Source organism: Cytobacillus oceanisediminis 2691 (genome assembly GCF_000294775.2).
Taxonomy (GTDB): domain Bacteria; phylum Bacillota; class Bacilli; order Bacillales; family Cytobacillaceae; genus Cytobacillus; species Cytobacillus pseudoceanisediminis.
Map to the genome: position 1 here is coordinate 2,341,901 of NZ_CP015506.1, position 16,499 is coordinate 2,358,399.

General features: G+C 40.5%; 18 protein-coding genes. 11 read left to right on the plus strand and 7 right to left on the minus strand.

Translation table 11 applies throughout. The features are described from left to right. Positions 1–80: 80 nt before the first annotated feature. The 3 genes from A361_RS11935 to A361_RS11945 all read left to right on the plus strand — a co-directional run bounded on the left by A361_RS11935 (position 81) and on the right by A361_RS11945 (position 3,296). Entirely contained in the window at positions 81–2,048 is a 1,968-nt protein-coding gene (locus A361_RS11935) for an LTA synthase family protein (protein ID WP_019382952.1), read from the plus strand. Between the two features lie 129 nt (positions 2,049–2,177). Further along, entirely contained in the window at positions 2,178–2,507 is a 330-nt protein-coding gene (locus A361_RS11940; RefSeq protein WP_019382953.1) for a four-helix bundle copper-binding protein, read from the plus strand. A gap of 189 nt (positions 2,508–2,696) precedes the next feature. Beyond that, the gene (locus A361_RS11945) at positions 2,697–3,296 is read left to right on the plus strand and encodes a YdhK family protein (protein WP_019382954.1); all 600 of its coding nucleotides are present in this window, start codon (positions 2,697–2,699) and stop codon (positions 3,294–3,296) included. Positions 3,297–3,336: 40 nt separating this feature from the next. Here the strand turns inward: A361_RS11945 and A361_RS11950 are convergent, their stop codons facing one another. From A361_RS11950 to A361_RS11960, 3 genes are read right to left on the minus strand one after another with little or no spacing between them, the layout of a single operon-like run. Continuing rightward, a complete protein-coding gene (locus tag A361_RS11950) occupies positions 3,337–3,897 on the minus strand; it encodes a TVP38/TMEM64 family protein (protein ID WP_019382955.1) in 561 nt (186 codons plus the stop codon). A 3-nt stretch (positions 3,898–3,900) separates the two neighbouring features. Continuing rightward, positions 3,901–4,578: a response regulator transcription factor gene (locus A361_RS11955; RefSeq protein ID WP_019382956.1), complete on the minus strand. Its 678-nt coding sequence runs from the start codon at positions 4,576–4,578 to the stop codon at positions 3,901–3,903. Beyond that, entirely contained in the window at positions 4,556–5,950 is a 1,395-nt protein-coding gene (locus A361_RS11960; protein ID WP_019382957.1) for a sensor histidine kinase, read from the minus strand. The genes A361_RS11955 and A361_RS11960 overlap by 23 nt, the downstream gene beginning before the upstream one ends. Positions 5,951–6,111: 161 nt before the next feature. Between A361_RS11960 and A361_RS11965 the strand changes: the two genes are divergently transcribed. The 5 genes from A361_RS11965 to A361_RS11985 all read left to right on the plus strand — a co-directional run bounded on the left by A361_RS11965 (position 6,112) and on the right by A361_RS11985 (position 10,079). Next, positions 6,112–6,345 (plus strand): hypothetical protein, encoded by a 234-nt coding sequence (locus A361_RS11965; RefSeq protein WP_009334778.1) that lies wholly within the window; start codon positions 6,112–6,114, stop codon positions 6,343–6,345. A gap of 166 nt (positions 6,346–6,511) precedes the next feature. Further along, positions 6,512–7,192, plus strand: coding sequence for a helix-turn-helix transcriptional regulator (locus A361_RS11970; protein WP_226280769.1), 681 nt, complete (start codon positions 6,512–6,514; stop codon positions 7,190–7,192). Between the two features lie 85 nt (positions 7,193–7,277). Continuing rightward, positions 7,278–7,940, plus strand: a complete 663-nt coding sequence (sdaAB, locus tag A361_RS11975; protein ID WP_019382958.1) for an L-serine ammonia-lyase, iron-sulfur-dependent subunit beta — start codon at positions 7,278–7,280, stop codon at positions 7,938–7,940. A 34-nt stretch (positions 7,941–7,974) separates the two neighbouring features. Beyond that, complete coding sequence (gene sdaAA / locus A361_RS11980) at positions 7,975–8,850, plus strand: L-serine ammonia-lyase, iron-sulfur-dependent, subunit alpha (protein WP_026041810.1); 876 nt, start codon at positions 7,975–7,977, stop codon at positions 8,848–8,850. A 113-nt stretch (positions 8,851–8,963) separates the two neighbouring features. Next, complete coding sequence (locus tag A361_RS11985) at positions 8,964–10,079, plus strand: thermonuclease family protein (RefSeq protein WP_019382960.1); 1,116 nt, start codon at positions 8,964–8,966, stop codon at positions 10,077–10,079. Between the two features lie 116 nt (positions 10,080–10,195). On the opposite strand, the gene A361_RS11990 is transcribed toward A361_RS11985, so the two are convergent. Further along, on the minus strand, positions 10,196–11,449 hold the full coding sequence (locus A361_RS11990; protein WP_019382961.1) for a cytochrome P450: 1,254 nt from the start codon (positions 11,447–11,449) through the stop codon (positions 10,196–10,198). Between the two features lie 268 nt (positions 11,450–11,717). Then, on the minus strand, positions 11,718–11,948 hold the full coding sequence (locus tag A361_RS11995) for a hypothetical protein (protein WP_009334772.1): 231 nt from the start codon (positions 11,946–11,948) through the stop codon (positions 11,718–11,720). 168 nt (positions 11,949–12,116) lie between these two features. On the opposite strand from A361_RS11995, the gene A361_RS12000 reads away from it, so the two are divergent. From A361_RS12000 to A361_RS12010, 3 genes are all read left to right on the plus strand, one after another. Further along, positions 12,117–13,070: a Gfo/Idh/MocA family protein gene (locus tag A361_RS12000; protein ID WP_009334771.1), complete on the plus strand. Its 954-nt coding sequence runs from the start codon at positions 12,117–12,119 to the stop codon at positions 13,068–13,070. A gap of 191 nt (positions 13,071–13,261) precedes the next feature. Next, positions 13,262–13,981, plus strand: coding sequence for a YebC/PmpR family DNA-binding transcriptional regulator (locus A361_RS12005; protein ID WP_009334770.1), 720 nt, complete (start codon positions 13,262–13,264; stop codon positions 13,979–13,981). 350 nt (positions 13,982–14,331) lie between these two features. Continuing rightward, complete coding sequence (locus A361_RS12010; RefSeq protein WP_009334768.1) at positions 14,332–14,523, plus strand: hypothetical protein; 192 nt, start codon at positions 14,332–14,334, stop codon at positions 14,521–14,523. A gap of 53 nt (positions 14,524–14,576) precedes the next feature. Here A361_RS12010 and A361_RS12015 read toward each other — a convergent pair whose 3' ends face one another. Together A361_RS12015 and A361_RS12020 are read right to left on the minus strand one after the other, a co-directional pair. Next, a complete protein-coding gene (locus A361_RS12015; protein ID WP_009334767.1) occupies positions 14,577–15,173 on the minus strand; it encodes a class D sortase in 597 nt (198 codons plus the stop codon). Further along, a complete protein-coding gene (locus A361_RS12020) occupies positions 15,170–16,354 on the minus strand; it encodes a processed acidic surface protein (RefSeq protein WP_009334766.1) in 1,185 nt (394 codons plus the stop codon). Before A361_RS12020 ends, A361_RS12015 begins: the two co-directional genes overlap by 4 nt. Positions 16,355–16,499 lie beyond the last annotated feature (145 nt).

The window sequence follows — 16,499 nt, forward strand, 5'->3', positions numbered from 1 at the left end:
TTACATATTTTTTACATATAAAAACTTAGCCGCTGCTAAGTTTTTCGCATGTTTACAATTTAAGAGGTGAAACCACACTTATGGGAAAGTTATTAAAATCGCCAAGGAAATTGGCGAAAAACAGCCTTGCTGTGTTCTTTCTGACTGTTATCCTTTTTTGGCTAAAAACATATATAGCCTACCGCGTCGAATTTAATTTAGGGATCAATAATGACATACAGCGATTTCTGCTGTTTTTGAATCCATTAAGTTCTACATTGGTATTCCTGGGATTTGCTTTGTTTTTCAAAGGAAAATGGCAATCAGGCATGCTTATTGGCTTGAATTTATTTTTATCTTTCCTGCTTTATGCAAATGTCGTTTATTATAGATTCTTCAACGACTTTATTACTGTTCCCGTACTAATGCAGGCAAAAGTTAATGGGGGGCAGCTGGGAGATAGTGCTCTGTCTTTAATGTCTCCTTGGGATATTTTTTATTTTACAGATACGCTTCTGCTTCTTTTCCTGGCAGTCAGGAAATGGTACAAACCAGGAAAGAAAATGAGCCGAAAGCCCGCATTGGCTGTAATCGCTGCAGGCATCATTGTATTCTTCATCAATCTTGAGGTTGCAGAGAATGACCGGCCTGATTTGCTTACACGTTCCTTCGACCGCAATTATTTGGTGAAATACCTTGGAGCATACAATTTCACCGTATATGATATTGTGCAAAATGCGAAGTCTGCCAGTCAAAGGGCTCTTGCGGATAATAATGATGTGACTGAAGTGGAGAACTATGTGAAAGCCAAGTATGCACCTCCGAACCCTGAATACTTCGGAAAAGCTAAGGGCATGAACGTTATTTACGTATCCATGGAATCTCTTCAGACATTTATTATTGACTACAAGCTGAATGGAAAAGAAGTTACTCCATTCCTGAACTCACTTGCACACAGCGGCAAGACATTTTATTTTGATAATATTGTGAATCAAACCGGGCAGGGAAAGACTTCTGACGCAGAGTTTATCATGGATACATCGCTATATCCAATGTCACAGGGAGCGGTATATGTAACAAAAGCGCAAAATACCTTCCATGGCACACCTGCTATTTTAAAGTCTCAAGGCTATACTTCAGCAGCTTTCCATGGAAACTACAAGACATTCTGGAACCGTAACGAAATGTATAAAACCATGGGCTATGACAAGTTTTTTGATGCTGAGTATTACAATATGAGCGATGAAAATACTAAGAACTACGGGTTGAAGGATAAGCCGTTTTTCAAGGAATCCATGCCTATGCTGACCAGTCTTCCTCAGCCGTTTTATACAAAATTCATCACTCTTTCTAATCACTTCCCCTTTAAAATGGATGAGTGGGATACTGATTTCCCTTCTGGCGAAACGGATAATGATGTGGTGAACCACTATTTTCAGTCGGCGAATTATATGGACCAGGCACTCCAGCAGTTCTTTGATGATTTAAAGGAGTCCGGGCTGTATGATCATACAGTCGTTGTTCTGTATGGCGATCACTACGGAATTTCCGAAAACCACAATGAAGCTATGGCGGAAGTAATCGGAAAAGAGATTACACCATTTGAATATGCCAAGCTTCAAAGAGTGCCAGTATTCATCCATGTACCAGGAGTGGATGGCGGCATTGTCCATAATGTTGGCGGACAGGTGGATGTGCGCCCGACATTACTTCACCTGCTGGGCATTGATACAAAAAATCACCTGGAGATGGGATCAGATCTATTATCAGATAAGCACCGTGAAGTAGTCCCGTTCCGAAACGGCAACTTCATTTCCCCTGAATATACACAGATTGAAGAGACCTGTTATTTTACTGAAACCGGCGAAATAGCTGAAGCTAATGCCTGTAAGCCGTTTTCCGATCAGGCGAAAAAAGAGCTTGAAATGTCAGACAACATTGTTTACAAAGACCTGCTGCGCTTTTATAAACCGGAAGGATTTATTCCAGTCAACCGGAATGATTACTCATATGTAAAAAAAGAGGTGCCATTTATAGAGGAAAGAAATGGGCCGGGTATACAGAAGTAAGATTTAGGAGCAGAGAGATAACTCTCTGCTCTTTTTTGCATCCCGCAAACTATGCAGGAAATATGCAGTTTACTAAAAGTAGGCACGGGTAGAGTATCTTTGTAAAGAGATAAAAGGAAGGATGATAGAATGTATAGCCAATCTTTTGAAGAATGCATTCAGGCTTGTTTAGAATGCATGAAAGCCTGTAATGTATGCTATGATGCATGCTTAGGAGAAGAGGATGTTAAAATGATGGCGGAATGTATCCGCCTGGATAGGGAGTGTGCTGATATCTGTGCCTATGCAGCTAAGGCGTTGCAGTCAAACAGCCCATTTGCCAAGCAAATTTGTATCCTATGCGCAGAAATTTGTGAAGCATGCGGAAATGAGTGCAAAAAACATGATCACGGCCATTGCAAGCGCTGTGCTGAAGCCTGCTTTATGTGTGCGGAAGAATGCCGTAAAATGGCTTCTTAATTTAGTGACAAAACAGACATCCAGCAGGGTGTCTGTTTCAATCCTTTTTAGTTACAATCCCCGGTTATGAATAATTGTACATATTTTCCATTATTGAAGGGAAATTAAATTAGCCTTTTGTATGCCTGTTCCATAATTTCTGCACAATTTATTGCCATACTAACTTCATGAAGAAAAGGAGGAATAGATATGCTGACAAGTAAAAAATTTGCGATTTGGCTGGTTTCTCTAACTGCAGCGATAACATTAACTGCCTGCGGCGGAAATGATGGGAATGCCGGTCAGGAAGGTACCAGCACTGAAGAAAGCACAACGAATAATGAAAGCAGCGGCCACTCAGGAGACCATTCAAGCATGGACCATTCCGGCTCCGGAGAAGTTCCTGAAGGAATAAAGGAAGCTGAAAATCCAAAATATGAAGTTGGAAGCCAGGCCTTTATAACAGAAGGACATATGGAAGGGATGGAGGGAGCCGAAGCAACAATTACAGGTGCATATGATACTACTGTATATACGGTCTCTTATACACCAACCACTGGCGGAAAAAAAGTTGAAAATCATAAATGGGTAGTTCATGAAGAGATTGCCGATGCAGGAGAGGAGCCATATAAAGAAGGCGCCGAGGTAAAAATAAATGCAAGCCACATGGAGGGGATGGACGGAGCAGCAGCTGTAATCGATTCTGTGCAGAAAACAACTGTCTATACAGTTGACTTTACTACAGCTGACGGTCAGGAAGTAAAAAACCACATGTGGGTAACAGAAAACGAGCTTTCTCCATCTGAATAATACTGTAAGTTAAGGAGCTTATCTGCCGAAGATAAGCTCCTTAACTTAATTTATATTTTTTTAATAAATAGTAAACCAAAAAGGAAAAAGCAGTAAAAAGGAAAATGGCCATCTGCAGCTCCATTTTTAATTTTAGTGCATGTGAAACCGCAAAGGCTTCAATAAACAAAGCAGGTATTTTTCCGATGGTGCTGGCAATGCCAAAGGGCAGAAGCCTCATCCTGCTGTATGCTGCTGCCAGTGTGACTGCACCTGATGGGACAAACGGCAATACCCTCAGCAAAACAACCATGAAATAGGCAGCCGGCCCTTCCGCATTTTGGAGCTTAGAAAATAATTTGTTATTCTTAAGCTGAGGAAAAGAGGAGGTAAGCGCAGTGATTCCTTTACGATAAAGAATAAAACTTATAATTGCTCCAGCTGCTTCTCCGATGATTAATAGGATTAGCCCCATTTTCAGATCAAAAGCAGCAACTGTGCCCGCAGTAATAAAGGCACTTGGGAGGAAACCCGTTATCGCGGCAGCAATGTTCATGGATATGCTAAAAAAAGCTGCCAATATCGGTTCATCTGAAAGCCATCCTATGATATCAGAAAACATCCATTAATCCTTTCCGGCCCATTTATAGCCTAAACCCCAGACAGTCGTCAGATACTGATCTGCAGGAAACCCGGCTTTTCTTAATTTTTCCCTTAAATTTCTGACATGCGAATCGATGGTGCGGTCTTCGATTGAAACGCCATAGCCCCATACAGAGCCTATTAAATGCTCACGTGAAAAAACTCTGTTCAGGTTTGAGAGGAACAGGCTTAACATTGAAAACTCTTTGGGAGTCAAAAGGATTTCCTTATTTTTATAGCAAAGTTCAAAAGAATCTTCTTTAAGTTCCAGCCCTTTAAAGGTTTTGGTTTTTCCATCTTTTTTGTTTCTTCTCAGAACTGCTTCAATCCTTGCAGATAACTCCTCTTCATCGAATGGCTTTAAAATATAATCATCTGCTCCGATGTTCAATCCTTTTACAATGTCCGGCTTTTCGCTTTTCGCAGTAAGCATAATGATGGGAATATCCCAATATTTTTTTACCTCCTCGCATACTTTCCATCCATCCATTTCAGGCATCATAACATCCAAAAGGACGAGATCTGCTGAATGGGTTTCTAAGTAAAGCAAGGCATCTGAGCCTGATGCCAATTTAATGCAATTGTAGCCGAGGGGTGTTAAATATAAAGAAATTAGATCAAGCATTCTTGTTTCATCGTCAACCAAAAGTATTGTTTTCACTTTCCGTTTCTCCCTTAAAAACAATTTCGAATTCTGTGCCGTCACCTTCTCTGCTGCAGACCGATATAGTCCCTCCATGGGCATGGACAAGTTCCTTAACAATGGCAAGCCCGAGACCAGTCCCTCCAAGAGCTCTTGCACGTGATTTATCCACTCGGAAAAACCGGTTAAAGATAAAGGGCAGTTCCTCTTCAGAGATTCCTCTTCCGGTATCCTTTATGTTAATGATGACATGTTTTTTGGTCCTGTTTATATTAATTGTTGTTTTATCTCCAGCTGTGGAATACTTAATGGAGTTATCCAGAAGATTAAATATGATCTGTTCCAGCCTTGATGCATCCGCAGAAATAGTGATTGATTCACGACAAATAACAGACAGCAGCATACCTTTTTCGGTGAATGCCGGTGAGAATTTTGTTTCAATTTTTTTCATAAAATCCTTCAGGTCAATAGATCTTTTTTTTATATCAAAGGTATTTTTATCAATTTTAGCCAAATCGAAAAGATTCTTAACCATATCTGAAAGCCGGTTGGTTTCCTCCAGGATAATTGATAAATATTGATTTCTTTCTTCCGGGCTCAGGTTCCGCTTCTGAACTATATCCGCATACCCCTTTATATAAGTAAGAGGAGTGCGAAGTTCGTGCGATATACTGGATAAAAATTCATTGCGTTCTTCTCTGAGATAATTCAGGTCATCCGCCAATAACTGAATGGACCGAGCTAAATCCCCAAGTTCATCGTCACCGGTTTTAGGAAGGGAAACTGAAAAATCACCGCTGCTAATTTGTGAGGTGGCTTCCTTCATTTTAATCAGCGGTTTTGCCAGTGCCTTTGATAAAAAGATGATGATAGTAATGGTAAAAATGACGGCAATGAAACCGGCGATTAAAAATTGTTCATTTAAGCGTGAAATTAACGACTGAATCCAAGCTGTATCCTGAAACATATATACATGGCCAGTCAGCACTCCATTCTGATCGATCGGGCTGACTGTTGAGATATAATCTTCCTCTTTCCAATTGTCCTCGATGGTTTTGCCTTCCCTTATAGAAGATATTAGCGGCCTTTCTATGTACTTTTGGATCAAACTGCTATCAACAGAAGCACCAAGGATCTCATTATTCGTATTTGTAATAACTACATCTGTATTTGCTTCAGATTCCATCAGAGCCACATGGGAAATCGTATTTTCATCAAAATGCTTTTCGAGTATAGCACGGTGTGAATTGCCGCGTGTCTGCAGAGCTATCAGCTCTTCCTCCACACGTGATTCAACAAGGGTACTATGTAAAAAGAAGAACATAATTGTTTCAAGCCCAAAAAGGATCAGAAAGAACAACAGGCCCAGCTTCATGGAAAGTTTATTCAAAGAACTCACTCATTTCAAATCAATTAATTCTATTATAGTCGAAATGTTTGAAGAAACTATGCAGAAGAGGTATATGTTTTAATAGGACTGTAGAAGGTAAAATAGAATAATGATTTATCATAATGAAAAAAGTAAGTAACAGTCATACTGGAGGTTTTTTTATGAGTGAATGTAAACTGGATCACACACCGGAAGATGTACAAAATAAGTTTGAACAGCAGAAAGAATTTCTGCCGGATGATATGAGTTCTTTGTTTCAATCTTTTTTTCAGGAGGAACATACACAGGATATTTTAAATGAGGTATTCCATTTACTGAAAAAATTTGATCTTGCTTCCGAGGAGGAACGAACTGAGCGAGTCAACAGGCTTTATCTTGTATTAAAAAATGTATAATATAGAATTGCCGCATCTGATTTATTGTTGCGGCAATTTTTTATGTGTCTTACAATTTTTTTGTAGCTATTAAAATTTTATTTTAACAATGTATGTTTTTATGTTAATATGAAATTATAAAGAAATATAGAGTAGTATAATAATGAAAGCGATTTCACAAAAGGGAGTGACAAAGTTGAAGGAATGCCATAGACCTGTTTTTGACTTGGCGATCCGAACCGCAGATATGCTGGTTCGAATGTTTGGTTCCCGCTGTGAAGTGGCCGTGCACGATTTCAGCGACTTGAAAAAATCGCTTATTCATATAGCAGGAGATATAACGGACAGGAAAATCGGCTCACCCATTACAGATCTTGTATTGAATGAATTAGCCAAACATAAAAACGAAGTTAATGATATAGCCAATTATAAAACACAATCCAAAAAAGGGAATGTCATGAAATCATCCACGATTTTTCTGCGTGATGATGAAAATAAAGTAATTGGTGCATTGTGCCTTAATTATGATATTAGTCTGCTCATGCAATTTGGAGGAGAGATTGAAGAGTTTATCAGCTTTGATGAACATTCTTCTAAATCGGAGACCTTTTTTAATTCCGTCCAGGATGTTATTCACGAGATGGTGGATCAAGTACTTCAAGGCTTTAGGAAGGCACCTTCATTGATGACGCTCGAAGAAAAAGTTGAATGTGTCCGCCAGCTTGAAGATAAAGGGACATTCCTCATTAAAGGGGCAACTGATTATGTTGCATCTGTGCTTGGGGTTTCCAAATTCACCATCTATAATTACCTGCAGAAAATCAGAACGATTAATGAGCTGCAGCCGGAAGCTGTGGAGCATAAATAAAGAATTTTGAGGAAAAGCCTGCTTGCTGTAATTTTCATTGCAGCTATATGAATTAAAAGACCTTAAAAGTAAAGGGGCATAAAAAATGAAATACAGATCCGCGTTTGATATTATTGGACCGGTTATGATCGGACCTTCAAGTTCACATACAGCCGGAGCTGCACGCATTGGGCGTGTTGCCCGGACTCTTTTCGGAAAACAGCCGTCCAAAGCCAAGATTTCTTTATACGGTTCTTTTGCAAAAACCTATAAAGGACATGGTACGGATGTTGCCATTGTTGGCGGAATCCTCGACTTTGATACTTTTGACGAGCGAATTCCTTCTGCTCTTCAATTAGCTGAAGAAGCAGGGATTGAAGTCATTTTTACAGTTGAAGATACCGTTACAGACCATCCTAATACTGTACGGGTCAAGCTTACCGAAGGAGATCGTGACCTTGAACTTGTGGGGATATCCATCGGCGGCGGGACAATAGAAATAACCGAACTGAATTCTTTTGAACTAAAGTTATCTGGCGAACATCCTGCCATTTTAGTTGTGCATAACGATCAGTTTGGAGTTATTTCCGCTGTTACGAATATTTTATCAAAGCACCAGATTAATATTGGACATATGGAAGTTTCACGCAAGGAAAAAGGGAAAATGGCAATTATGGTCATTGAAGTGGATCAGAAGATCGGCCATGATGTGATGACAGAGCTTGAAGGGCTTCCGAATATCACTCAAATTATCAGAATGGTTGACTAATAGTTAGCTGGTCATCAGGAGGGAAAGTCTAATGTTGTTTAGAAATGTTGCTGAGCTTGTTGAGCTCGCTGAAAATAAAGGTGTAAAAATTGCTGAAATCATGATTCAGCAGGAGATAGAAGTAACTGGTTTGACTCGTGATGAAATTATCGCCAAAATGGACCGCAATTTGACAGTCATGGAACAGGCTGTCGAGAGAGGACTGAAAGGTGTCACGTCTGTTACGGGTCTGACTGGCGGTGATGCAGTCCTTCTGCAAAAGTACATTCAGAGCGGAAAGGCTTTATCAGGAAATATTTTATTGGATGCTGTCAGCAAAGCAGTTGCAACCAATGAAGTGAACGCTGCAATGGGTACAATCTGTGCCACCCCTACAGCAGGTTCGGCTGGCGTGGTGCCAGGCACACTGTTCGCTGTAAAAGAAGTTCTCAATCCAACACGAATGGAAATGATAGAATTTCTGTTTACTTCAGCAGCATTTGGCTTTGTGGTGGCAAACAATGCCTCCATATCCGGTGCAGCAGGAGGATGTCAGGCTGAGGTAGGGTCTGCAAGCGGCATGGCGGCAGCATCTATTGTAGAAATGGCAGGCGGGACACCAAAACAGGCGGCTGAAGCGATGGCAATAACACTTAAAAACATGCTGGGCCTTGTTTGTGATCCAGTTGCGGGACTAGTAGAAGTTCCATGTGTAAAGCGAAATGCCATGGGTGCTTCCAACGCCATGACAGCAGCAGACATGGCCCTCGCCGGAATTACAAGCAGAATTCCATGTGATGAAGTCATCAACGCAATGTTCCTTATCGGGCAATCCATGCCTTCAGCACTCAGGGAAACAGCTGAGGGAGGGCTGGCTGCCACGCCAACCGGAAGAAGACTGCAGGAAGAGATTTTTGGGAAAAAACGGTAAATTAGTTTATTGGGTTATAACACCAATTCTTTAGTGAATTGGTGTTTATAATTATGTGGAAAAAAGTTTATGCTAATTTAGGTTAACTTTAAAAAGGGGAGAGAAAAAAGAGTTTGAAAGTTATAAGATGGACTATTATCACTATTGCTATTGTGTTTATGCTGTTACTGGGAATTGCAGCTCCTGCCGCATTTATTGGGTTAGCTGTCTTTCTTATTGGATTATATTTAAATAATCAGTACCGAAAATATAAGATAAATTTCAAAAGATCTGGCTGGATTATGGCTGCAGGTTTTGTGTTATCCATTTTTTTAGCAACTGCAGATTCAGATGCAACAGAAACTGTAAATGAGCCTGAGAAAAAACAAATAGTAACAGATCAGGGTGAAGCAGGTAAGGCTGAAGAAGAAAAGCTTGCTGAAGAGAAGGCTAAAGAAGAGAAAGCCAAAAAGCAGGCAGAGGAGCAAGCCCGGCTGGAAGCAGAACAGGTAGAAAAACAGAAACAAGAAGAGGCTGAAAAGCAAAAACAGGAACAGGATCAAAATCAGGCTGCAGAGAGCTTGGGCCTGGAACTAGTTACCGTTGGCAGAGTAGTAGACGGTGATACAATTGAAACATCAGACGGGAGGAAAGTCCGCCTGATTGGAGTGAACACTCCCGAATCAACAACGAGAGTGGAAGAATACGGAAAAGAAGCAAGCCAATTTACCACATCTGAGCTGTCTGGCAAGAAAATCTGGATGCAAAAGGATGTCTCTGACACAGACCGGTATGGCCGCCTGCTTAGAATTGTTTGGGTGGACATCCCCACTGATGATATGGACGAAAATGAAATACGTGAAAAAATGTTCAATGCACACTTGGTTCTGAATGGTTATGCCGAGCCATCCACCTATAATCCTGATGTAAAATACAGTGAATACTTCAGAGAATTTGGAAGGGAAGCAAGGGAAGCCAATAAAGGGTTATGGGCTCTCGGGGATGAGGGAACAACTAAAGGGGACCTGGATTCTGCAGCAGCCAGCAGTTCTTCGTCAAGTTCGGGGAATGCCAGCGGAAGCGGGTCGAATGACAGCAGTGGGACAGCCAGCAGTACAGGCAGCAGCACTGAGTCCTACCAAAACTGTACCGAGTTAAGGAAGGTATATCCAAGTGGTGTGCCTTCTACACATCCTGCCTATGACTCAAAACATGATAGAGACAAGGACAATTATGCCTGTGAACGCTGATTAACTTTAAGCAATTATTAACCTGCATCCACTTATATTAAAGTTCAACTGCTTAATAGCGAAATAACCATATTAAGAGGCATCCTGTCATTTTAATAAGCAGGATGCCCCTATTTTTACTTCTTTCTAATATTATCCATGACAAATCCGCTTTCTGGCAATGAAGGCATTCGGGACAGGCTGAAGTTTAAATTTTGAACTGGAACATTGTAGTTTAAAAAATTCACCAGAAAATTTATACTCGTTTTTATAATCTCAACCGTAATGCCCTCACCTGGACAGCGGTGTCCTTTGGCAGGATCGCCACCGCCCTGGGGAATAAAATCGAAAAGGCTTCCATCCCAATCTTTAAATCTTTCTGGCCTGAATTCATTCGGTGACGACCAAAGCCGCTCATCATGGTTTGTACCATACATATCAAGCAGCACAAGCATTCCTTCTGTGATCTCAGCTTCTTTCCATGTGAAATTCTTTCTGGCCCTTGCACCAAGGAAAGGACCAAACGGATAATAGCGTCTTACTTCCTGAGCAAACATCTCAAGATATTCCGGAGGCCCGGATTGCAGCTGCTGTTTCACTTCCGGATATTCATGTACAGCAACGGCAGCGAAGACAATAAAGGTTGCAATGGCCACAATTGGACGCAGCACATTAATTAATTCAACCGAAGCCATCTGAACATCAAGCTGTCTGCCGTTAAGTTCTTTGTGAAAAGCCATTTCATACAGTGCGGAACCTTTTTCTGCACTGTATGCACCATTGCGTACACCTTCCATAATCGATTTTACCCATTCTTCCGTACGGGATCGAGCTCTCCGGCCTTTCCAGTGACGAGGCCCTGCAGCACCAAAAGCATCAACCATCGCATAAAAATCTTCAGCACGCTCCTCTAATTCCGATTCCTTAAGGGGGACTCCTGCCCACTTGCATGCAATGCGGGTTAATAGCTTTTTCGCCTCATCAAAAAGAACGACATGCTTGGCTCCTTCCCATTTTGGGATTAATGCTTCCCACTCCTGTATGGCAAGCTTGGTGAGCCTTTTTTGATGTGGAGGTGTCATTAGTGACATGAACAGAAGCTTTCTGTGAATATGTGCTTCACCATCCATCGACTGAATAGCATTTTCGCCAAAAAGTGACTTCTGTATCCTTTTGGGCGCAGCACCTTTTCGCTGGAATAGACTGTCATCATAAAATACCTTTGCAGCTTCTTCTCCGCTTATACAAAGAACTTTTTCGCCCAGCAGGCGTGCTTCAAATAGATCAGATTGGTACTTTTCTGTTCTGTTTTTAATGAATAGATACCCTTCCTGTAATAATGTGAGGCTGTTATCAAGGTTTTTGTCATGGGGGATGTTACGATTAGTCATCTATCAATACTCCTTGTCTCAATATTATTAATCCATTCTTTTAGGCTATTTACTTAATTTCATTTCTTTAAACCTGTTCAGGATCCAGCATTATAATATTAAATATGTATACAGGGGGGATAATGGATAGATTCGGCTGCAGGTAAATGATTACTGGTTATCCTGCAGGCAGCGATCTGCCTGATTGAAGCAGAAAGATAAGGGTAGTGTCATAAAGTTTTAATAGACGGATCCAAAAAATAAAGAACACTGGCTCCTGCCCAGTGTTCTATGAGGTTCTTTTATGATGGTCATTCAATTTAATAAGGGAACCTCTTTTAATCCAATAATGAAAATTATCTGCCGGGAAAACACCGCGTCCATTTGACCTGTCCATCTGGATGACAACGCTGTTCTGAGTCACCTCTAAAATTCTAAGTGTTTGGGAACGGTTAAGATTCGGCGCGAAAGTACTTTTGATTTCAAATTGCATGTCCTTATCAAGGTTCAATGATGACACCTCCTAATGCTTAATTATTTTTAATGTCCCCATTCATTGTCTTTCTATCCAATTATTGGCCAGTATATTTTTGTTTATTAACTTATTAGAGAATTTGCAACTTTAGAATTTTTATAATAAACTGTATAATTCAATTGAGAACTATGAAATTAAACAAGCAGGTGAAGTATGTTGAAGGAAAAGATTAAAGTTGGATTAATAGGAATGGGTGCCGTAGGGGAAAGGATACTGCGTCAATTTCGGCAGCATGAGGAGTTTGAGATTGCAGCGCTTTGTGATCGAAAAGCCGATCGATTAGATAAATTTAAAGCTGAGCTGCCGGATGCAGCGATACATACCAATCATTTCGATCTGCTCAAGGACGAAACCATAAAACTCATCTATTTAGGTGTTCCGCCAAAATGGCATCATTCAATTAGCATGGATATTATAAAGAGCGGCAAGCATCTTCTTTGTGAAAAGCCCCTGGCCAATTCCATTGAAGAGGCGAAGGAAATGTATGAAGCTGCTGAAAATGCAGGAATCATCCATACCATGAATTTTCCAATGGCATACAGCCCAGCCTTTAAAATGTTTAGGGAAAAGATACAGAATGGTGAACTGGGTGAGATTAAGAAGGTAGAACTGCACCTGCAATTTACACAATGGCCGCGTGAATGGCAGCAGAACGATTGGATTTCCAGCAGGGAACAGGGAGGCTTTATCCGGGAAGTAGCTCCTCACTTTGTTCATATGATTCTGGACACCTTCGGAGAGCTGCTCCATGTCCGTTCTTTTGTGGAATATCCGGATAATGAACATCTATGTGAAACCAGCTTTACCACATCATTGAAGCTTTCAGGCGGCATTCCTGTTCTATTAAACGGTATAGCGGGAATTGGACAAAAAGAACATCTGTCTTTTAAGGTTTTTGGTGAAAAGGGCACGTTGGATATGCAGAACTGGAGTGTTCTTGTACAGAGTACGTCCGAAAACAGCGGAGAAATTTTAAGGCTTGATGAGCCGGAAAACAGTCTGCCTGCAGAACTCTGCAAAGCAATAAGAGGAGAACACGCATTATTGGTTTCCTTTAAAGAAGGGTATCAGGTGCAGAAGGTACTGGAAAAAATCCTATTAAGCTAATTAGAGGCACATTTGTGTCTCTTTTTTATTTATCGTTACCCTGGAAGTCCCATGCTTCTTCTTATGAAACAATACTCGAAAAAATCAGGTGTTTTAATGTATAATAATCAGGTGAGAGTTCTTCCCAGTAAAGAAGACTCTATTACTAATCATAAATTTCATAGATCCAAAGTTGAAAGAGAGTGGGACATATGGGCCGTAAATGGAACAATATTAAAGAAAAGAAAGCATCAAAAGACGCAAATACGAGCCGTGTATATTCCAAGTTTGCACTTGAAATATATGTGGTTGCCAAGCAAGGGGAGCCTGATCCGGAAGCAAACCAGGCTTTAAAATTTGTGCTCGAACGTGCAAAAACATATAACGTGCCAAGAAATATCATTGATCGTGCAATTGAAAAAGCAAAAGGCGGAGCGGAAGAAAACTATGATGAGCTTCGCTATGAAGGATTCGGGCCTAGCGGATCCATGATAATAGTCGATGCATTGACTAATAACGTAAATCGCACAGCTTCTAACGTACGTGCTGCATTCGGAAAAAATGGCGGGAATATGGGCGTGAGCGGATCCGTTTCCTATATGTTCGACTCAACCGCAGTTATCGGCATTGAAGGCAAATCGGAGGAAGAAGTCCTGGAAATCCTGATGGAAGCAGACGTAGATGCACGTGATATTCTGGAAGAAGATGATACGGTAATCATTTATGCAGAACCCGATCAGTTTCATGCAGTTCAGGAAGCATTCAAGTCAGCAGGCATCAATGAGTTTGCTGTTGCTGAATTAACAATGCTCCCGCAAAATGAAGTCACCCTTGAGGCTGATGCACAGGCTCAATTTGAAAAGCTGATTGACGCCCTTGAAGATCTGGAAGATGTCCAGAGAGTTTATCATAATGCAGACCTAGGTGAATAACGGAAAGAGAAGTCCACTTAATTGCTGGACTTCTTTTTTGTAAAATAATTTTATTATGTTAACTAATAAACGAGTATTATGCATATGGAAGAAAAGGAATTCTGAATTACTCTCTTTTGAAAAACTGCTGAAATAAATGTGGTTTTATGATGATATCAGACGATATCTGTCGAATAGCACTATGCTATCAAGTGCTATTTCCCCGCCGGATGTAAGTGTTGACCCTAACTTCCCATCCAGAGATACATTGGAGTTAAATCTGATTAATAGAAAATTACTGCAATAGAAATTTCTGTGTTTAAACACTGTGTACACGGGAACATGAATGGGGAAAGGAGAGTTAAGCACACATGAATACGTTTAAGGTTATTTATACTTTTGAAAAAGGTGTTACCGTAACAGAAGAGGTTGAAGCAGAAAATAAATCCGAAGTAATTGGAAGCATTAAAGACCTGGAAGGATTTGTAGAACTAACATGTACTGAAGGCCACTACCATCGATTTGATTTTGCAGATGTAAAGTTAGTCACAATTACAGAATAAAAGGAAGGCCAAAAACGGCCTCCCTCTAAAAGCCCGCCTGGTTAGCGGGTTTTTCATTTTCTTACAAGATCTCCAATGAGGATATATCTCTGTGGTGCATCGCCAATAAAGTCAAAAGGATAACAGGTTGTGACAGTAAGAGTTGCTCTCGGCTTAGGTACAATTACGGTTCTGTCGTCTGCATCGACGATTCTTACTTTACGAACTTTATAGGTAAATTCACCAGCAGAAGTGTTCACGACAAGCAAATCGCCAATGTCTACTTCTCCAAGTTTGCGAAAGACTGTATCCCGGTGGCCGGAAAGGACTGAATTGTCTTCTTCTCCTGGAAGGACGCTGCCGGCATAATGGCCAACTCCCTTTTCTAACTCATCTTCGTCCGTACCATGGAAGATTGGAAGATGGGCCGATATCTTAGGTATTGATAGTACGCCCATTTCTTCTCCCATTTCAGGACGGACAGTGTATAGGCTATGCTGTTCCGTTTTTTGTTCAGTCTTCACATCTGTTTTTCCAGTGCTGGAGGGATCTATATGGGCTGAAGTTTTTTGGCTATTCAAATATGGCATAAAATTTGAAGCGGCAATCCAAATTCCACCCAAAATAAACGTTAGACCAATAGCTCCTTTTAATGTAAGTTTCCTTTTCACGCATCTCTCACTTTCCGTCTGTGTAAAATGGCCATTCCTATAAGGATCAGACCGATGCCTGCTAATACTCCTTCAATATAGTTGCCTGCTGTGTTTGGCAGTTTTCCGCCTTTTACAGTTTTTGGGGGTTTGGAAACTGGTTTGACTTTAGCAGGACCCTGCTTTTTGATAACAGTTTCCGCCTGATTCAAATCAGTCACTGTGTCTTCAATTAGCTCTGAACTGAACATCTCAGCTGTAATAATCATATCTGCCAGGAACTGGCCTTGAGTATTATAAAGTTCAATAAGCAGGTCATGGCCTTTTGTTTCTTCCAAAGCAACCATTTCAGCTGTTGTTAAATGGGTTTTTTCGCCATCTTTCACAAGATAAAACTCGGCATCAAGCTGGAATAGATCCATCATTTCCTGCATAATGCTGATAAGTTCAGCTATTTCTGCTTCTGTTAAATCCCCGGCACTATCAAACTCGCCAAATGCCATTAAACGGCTTTCAAGGTCCATCATTTTATCAAGCAAGTCTGGGTTCTCGAAATCCAAAGTCATAAAATGTGCAAATAATGCTTCAAGTTCTTCATCGGTAAGATCTATATCTGCGAGTATTTGGTTCATTTCGTCTTCACCAGGCAATTCATCTCCACCTAAATAAATGGAAACCATGATATCAAGGTCCTCAATATATTCGTAGTTTTCAAGGGAGTCATCGTTCTCCTCAAGCAGGGAAATGAGCTCTTCTTTTGTAAGCCCGTAATCATTTAATAGCTGCTTAAGAGTTTCTTCGTTAATTTCAGTGCCTGTATATGTTAAAAAAGATACAGTGGAATCTAGGGCATCAATATATCGGAAAACATCCCGAACATCATCAGTCGTTTCCATTTCTCCATTCTCCGCAAGCAGTGCCACTAACTCTTCCTCATTTTCAAAATCATATTCAGCTAAGAGCTGCTGGAGATTTTCTTCAGTAATAGGCTCACCCAGATATTCGATCATTTCCTCCAACGTATCGAAATCTTCGATATTCATATCCCAAAAATATTCCAGGTGGTCAATTAATCCTTCTTCAGACCAATTTGTTTCCTTCACGAATTCAGCCACTTCATCTTCACTTGGTGCTGCAAGGCTGACAGCCGGAAACAAGCTTAACAATAAGATGGACGCAATAATTATACTTAGTCTTTTCAATGATAGTTCCTCCATATAAGTAATAAATTCTAGAATAATATAATGGAAAAAATATTTTTCGGATAGAATTGTTATTTAACATTTTATTAGATATAATATTTGGATTTTTTTGCAGCAGAAAGGGAAGGGGAAAACGCAGGTTAAT

What these genes read in the sequence shown, in the direction of transcription:
- A361_RS11935 (WP_019382952.1), top strand. Translation starts at nt 81, where the DNA reads ATGGGAAAGTTATTAAAATCGCCAAGGAAATTGGCGAAAAACAGCCTT.
- A361_RS11940 (WP_019382953.1), top strand. Translation starts at nt 2,178, where the DNA reads ATGTATAGCCAATCTTTTGAAGAATGCATTCAGGCTTGTTTAGAATGC.
- A361_RS11945 (WP_019382954.1), top strand. Translation starts at nt 2,697, where the DNA reads ATGCTGACAAGTAAAAAATTTGCGATTTGGCTGGTTTCTCTAACTGCA.
- A361_RS11950 (WP_019382955.1), bottom strand. Translation starts at nt 3,897, where the DNA reads ATGTTTTCTGATATCATAGGATGGCTTTCAGATGAACCGATATTGGCA.
- A361_RS11965 (WP_009334778.1), top strand. Translation starts at nt 6,112, where the DNA reads ATGAGTGAATGTAAACTGGATCACACACCGGAAGATGTACAAAATAAG.
- sdaAB (WP_019382958.1), top strand. Translation starts at nt 7,278, where the DNA reads ATGAAATACAGATCCGCGTTTGATATTATTGGACCGGTTATGATCGGA.
- A361_RS11990 (WP_019382961.1), bottom strand. Translation starts at nt 11,449, where the DNA reads ATGACTAATCGTAACATCCCCCATGACAAAAACCTTGATAACAGCCTC.
- A361_RS12000 (WP_009334771.1), top strand. Translation starts at nt 12,117, where the DNA reads ATGTTGAAGGAAAAGATTAAAGTTGGATTAATAGGAATGGGTGCCGTA.
- A361_RS12005 (WP_009334770.1), top strand. Translation starts at nt 13,262, where the DNA reads ATGGGCCGTAAATGGAACAATATTAAAGAAAAGAAAGCATCAAAAGAC.
- A361_RS12010 (WP_009334768.1), top strand. Translation starts at nt 14,332, where the DNA reads ATGAATACGTTTAAGGTTATTTATACTTTTGAAAAAGGTGTTACCGTA.